Source organism: Xenorhabdus aichiensis, from assembly GCF_028598775.1.
GTDB lineage: Bacteria > Pseudomonadota > Gammaproteobacteria > Enterobacterales > Enterobacteriaceae > Xenorhabdus > Xenorhabdus bovienii.
In genome coordinates this window covers 1-4,393 of record NZ_JAQRFO010000089.1, presented here as the reverse complement: position 1 = coordinate 4,393, position 4,393 = coordinate 1, and the positions used below count along the sequence as shown (strand labels likewise).

General features: G+C 44.1%; 8 protein-coding genes. 3 read left to right on the top strand and 5 right to left on the bottom strand.

Annotated features, from left to right (window positions below; translation table 11 throughout):
• The 5 genes from PSI22_RS20745 to PSI22_RS20725 all read right to left on the bottom strand — a co-directional run.
• Positions 1–789, bottom strand: a 789-nt coding sequence (locus PSI22_RS20745; protein WP_503016482.1) for a toprim domain-containing protein, incomplete at its 3' end; no start/stop codon positions are given.
• 21 nt (positions 790–810) lie between these two features.
• Complete coding sequence (locus PSI22_RS20740) at positions 811–1,686, bottom strand: replication protein (protein ID WP_273581384.1); 876 nt, start codon at positions 1,684–1,686, stop codon at positions 811–813.
• Complete coding sequence (locus PSI22_RS20735) at positions 1,679–1,846, bottom strand: hypothetical protein (protein WP_196245623.1); 168 nt, start codon at positions 1,844–1,846, stop codon at positions 1,679–1,681. Before PSI22_RS20735 ends, PSI22_RS20740 begins: the two co-directional genes overlap by 8 nt.
• Positions 1,847–1,883: 37 nt before the next feature.
• Positions 1,884–2,246, bottom strand: a complete 363-nt coding sequence (locus PSI22_RS20730; RefSeq protein WP_273581383.1) for a hypothetical protein — start codon at positions 2,244–2,246, stop codon at positions 1,884–1,886.
• Positions 2,247–2,475: 229 nt separating this feature from the next.
• Entirely contained in the window at positions 2,476–2,673 is a 198-nt protein-coding gene (locus tag PSI22_RS20725) for a helix-turn-helix domain-containing protein (protein WP_273581382.1), read from the bottom strand.
• A 108-nt stretch (positions 2,674–2,781) separates the two neighbouring features.
• Here PSI22_RS20725 and PSI22_RS20720 point away from each other — a divergent pair, with 108 nt between their 5' ends.
• The 3 genes from PSI22_RS20720 (at position 2,782) to PSI22_RS20710 (ending at position 4,392) form a co-directional block, all read left to right on the top strand.
• Positions 2,782–3,414, top strand: a complete 633-nt coding sequence (locus PSI22_RS20720) for a LexA family protein (RefSeq protein WP_273581381.1) — start codon at positions 2,782–2,784, stop codon at positions 3,412–3,414.
• 452 nt (positions 3,415–3,866) lie between these two features.
• On the top strand, positions 3,867–4,226 hold the full coding sequence (locus PSI22_RS20715; RefSeq protein ID WP_273581380.1) for a transcriptional antitermination N peptide: 360 nt from the start codon (positions 3,867–3,869) through the stop codon (positions 4,224–4,226).
• 1 nt (position 4,227) lies between these two features.
• On the top strand, positions 4,228–4,392 hold the full coding sequence (locus PSI22_RS20710) for a hypothetical protein (protein ID WP_273581367.1): 165 nt from the start codon (positions 4,228–4,230) through the stop codon (positions 4,390–4,392).
• Position 4,393 lies beyond the last annotated feature (1 nt).

Sequence of the window (4,393 nt, the reverse complement as noted above, 5' to 3'; positions counted from 1 at the left end):
GTCCAGTGATAACCAGATTTCAGTGAAGCGATCCAGATTGTGATACTCAAACTCAATCCATTGCTGTTTTGCTCCCTTACCGCCGCCAAATGGGACAGACAGAGCGCTTAATCCATACTGGTAATAACTCATGCAGTCGATTTCACCCTCACAGATAATCACCGCTCTGGCATTTTTTGGCAGTACGTCCCATCCGAACAAGCACGGCTCACAGTCTGCCTCAACCGAAATAACCTTTTTCCCGTTCGGGCGCTCAGTACTGATCCGCTTTACCTGCAACAACTCGCCATCTCGCTTATAGGGGAAGGCAATGGCTGGCAGTTCTCGGTTCTCATCGTGTGACCAGACAACAGCATCACACACCTTAAAATCTTCGGCGATTGCCTGACTGATCCCGCGACTTTCCAGATAGGTGTAACAACTCACTGTTTTACGGATATTCTTTTTCAGTGACTCATTCTTCGGTCGGCTAAATTTCTTCTGGCGCTTAGCCTCGAAGTTATGATCATCATCGGTAATGCCTAAAAATTGTTTGGCTTCCGTCATGGCTTGGTGGAGGCTGCAATCCCTCACCTGAACCCACAAATCCAGCAAGTCACCGCCAGTCCCTTCCGCAAAGTCTGACCAGACTCTTTTCCCTGCCAGATTCACTTTCAGGCTCTTTCCGGTCTCGCCATCCACTGACCCAGCAACCCATTCATGACTTTCTCGCTTGCCGTTCGGCAGTAAGTACTTAGCCACCCTTTCAACGTCAGACCACAGACGATCAGACAGTTCAGTGATTGTCATCATGCCTCCTCAAATTTATGGTTAATCCAGAAAAACTAAACCAGACTCACTGACCGTAATCCCTGATTGGCCTGTAGTTGATTGAGTGGGTGTATTGGTGACCGGTTTCTCGTCTGTCCAGCGTTGTCCGTTGAGGTAGGTTGTCGGGTGTAGATTCTCAAATCCGAATATCTTCGCCTGTAAACGTAACCGGATATCTGCCGCTAGAAATTCTGCAAACTGCTCCGGCGTTCCTCCGGTTTCTTTCCGCCACGCTTTGAACTGAGACTTAAACGAGGACAGTGCTTTTGGTTTACCCACCTTTCGCATTCCTGCCAGCCAGAAAATAGTTTCAAAGGCCGATTGGATTTGGTCTTTTTTTGCTGGCTCATGAGGGGGGGGATTACATTCAGCCTGAACTTGTTCGGGCAATATGTTTTTATCTTTATTTTCTTTTTTCTTTAAAGTATTTCTTTTGTGTGTGTCCAAGTTGGTAACATCTTCTGTTATCGATTCGGTAACACTTTTTGTTACCGTCTTGGTAACAATGTTACCTATTCGGTCACACTCTGGTATTTCCCATTCATAAATGTTCTTATTTGGCCCAATCTTTTTACCGTCCTTAATCAGTACTTTCATAGAGATAAGTTCATTTTTTGCTATATTCACTTTCTCTCTGGATATCTTACAAAGCCCGGCTATTTGCGAATCGGTAATGCGGTCAACTTTCTTTTTGAATCCGTATGTTTTCCGACAAACAGCGTGAGCCACTTTTGCTTGATTGCGGGTTAAGTCAGCACCAATGAGGGCATCATAAAGCTCATTCGCCAGCATGGTGAACCCATCTTCCAGATTCGCCACCGTCGGCCTCTCTTGTCTGTTTTTAGCTCCAAAATCAGCGTATGCAACGTTACTCATGGCGTTTCCCTCCGGTCAGTTCCTCGCGATGCTCCAGCCGCAATTTGGCATCCTCCAGAGCATCACGCAGTTTTTCACATCCCTGTTCGGTGACTAAACGAGCCTCCCGTTCGCGCGTGAGATTTTTATGCACTGCGCTGTGATTAAATTTCGTTTTCATGTATAATTAACCTCGTTGAAATGGTGTTCGGGAACCGCTAAATTCCCATCTCAAGTTGCATTTCAGAAGCCTCAGTTGTTGACGCAACTGGGGTTTTTCTTTTTGGGTATCTGAGGTTATCCAGTGCTGATAACAATTGGCTGGCCTCAATACCTGTCAGAACAATGTTGGCCTCACATCCCGGCGCTGCTACGCTTCCCTCTGGCAATCCCAACTTCACAATCATTAAACTAGCTAGCCGTGCTATCCGGTTCTTATCCCGACTCAATGCCGAGGGATGAATCCCCATTTCACGTGCCAGATCATTATTTCCAAACTCCATAGATTCTTTGAGAAACCAGCCCTCCAGAGATCTGGCGCTACACGTAACGCGAGTATTGCGGGTTTTTGCGACTTCCATCTGCTACAGTTCCTATAGTTAAGTTTTGTTTAATAAATAAACGATAGATATCGTCTATCCTGAGATAGATGATGGTGATTTAAATAGGAGATCAGGCTACCCTGATAATTTCGGGTCAGCTTTAACTGTCTCTTTTTAAGAGGTTCAGTTGATTTAGCCTACCAACAAGGGGTTGATTGATAGGGACTCCCCACACGGGCGGGGCATTCATTGTGAAGTGCGGGGTTGATTATTTGCCGTATTGAAGCCATTCAGGATTGCAATTGAGCGCCCGAGATAATTCCAAAATGAATTTTGGTCTCTGGGTTAGTCCCGACTCAATTCGTTGAATTGATTGTTGCTTCATTCCGGCCAATTGTGCTAATTGCGTTTGAGTCATGTTTAACTCATATCTACGCGCTTTTAGCCTCTGAGATATTGTTTCCATTCTCACTAATCTCCTCTTTACAGTTTTATCTGTATTAAATAACAGATAATCCTGTTTGTCAAATACAGTTTTAACTGTGAAAATTCTGTTTTAGAACGGGGAATAGCTATGAGTCTGGCAAACAGAGTAAAGATCCGCAGGGCTGAACTAGGGTTAACACAAACGGAAGCAGCGTCGATTGCTGGTATACGCCAACAATCGTGGGCTAGTATTGAGGATGGAAAGACCACTAAACCCCGCAACATTGTAGGTATTGCAACCGCATTAAAATGTGACGCAGGGTGGCTAATGACCGGTGATAACTTCCAACCATTGAACGATATAAATGTTCGTAAGATTCCGTTAATCAGTTATGTTCAGGCAGGAAACTTGGCTAGAAACATCCCTATCAGCGACTGTGACGGCTCGTTAGAGTATGTCATGACCGATATGAATTGGTCGGTTAGCGCCTTTGCGCTGCGCATTGATGGTGACTCAATGGAGCCTGAGTTCAAAGCTGGAGATATCGTTGTGATAGATCCTGAGCTTGCTCCTAATCCAGGCGAATTTGTAGTTGCAACAAATTGTGAATACAAGGCTACATTTAAAAAATTTAGGCCAACAATCATTGACAATGATGGCATACAGCATTTTGAATTAGTCCCATTAAATAGCGACTATCCCATTTTGGATAGTCACAGACTACAACTCATCGTTATCGGCACTATGGTTGAACATCGCATTTACCGTAGAAAACGATAAATCTCACTCAACACAAACCCGCTACGGCGGGTTTTTTATTGCCTAAAATTCTTTCAAATACAAGAAAGTACAAATTACATAAAATCAAATACAGTTTTATCTGTTGCGTAATTACAGTTTTATCTGTATATTTTAACCATCGAACAGGCAGGACGCCCACGAAGTAGCCGCCAGTGGCATATGAAGAACTGGATGATTCGATAAGTACCAAAAGAATCAAGTTAAAGCAGTACCTACAATGAATGCTCCGCCCTTGTGGAGAGTCCCTACCCAAAGTGAGTTTCGGGGTGTGGTTAGAAATATCTGAACGAGATGCAAGCAAAGCCAATGGCAGCCGGTGCAAGTCTGAACGGCAGAAAGGCCAACGGATGCAAGCAAGACTCACAAGACAGTTTGAGGCTGGATAGATCCCTACTAACACACCACCAAAACTTACTATCGAGGGTAACAAAATGGAAAATATCACTATTTTGCCTACAGGTGGCCGCCTCAGTTCCAAAATGCGCCGCCATCTGGAACGCGGCAATTTAATGACTCGCCGCCGTTTAGAAGAACACATTCGCCAGTCTGAAATAAAAGCGCTTGAAAATATCATTGATCAGGCTTTTGGATTGGAGACCGAACCGCGCAAGGTATTAACCATCCAGCGCAAACCAGCCAACGACAGCATTAATGTAATAGCCAGTTTTATCACGCAAGTTAAAGATTCTGTAGAAATAGAACCAGACAATATTAACAACACCTGCCTCCCCAGAGTCTCTCTCTACCGGGCGGGTTATCGTCAATCAACAACAGTAACAGCGAGGGGGTGATATGAACAAAGAATTTTGTGTATTAGCTGGGAAGTACGAAGAAGAGCAAACCGAGAATATCAAAGTCTCCTATTTCTTCAATACACTGGAAGAAGCGGAAAAATTTATTGTTGAAAACAAATTAACATCATACCCATTTTGTCGAGTTGAAATTTATTACAATTAAA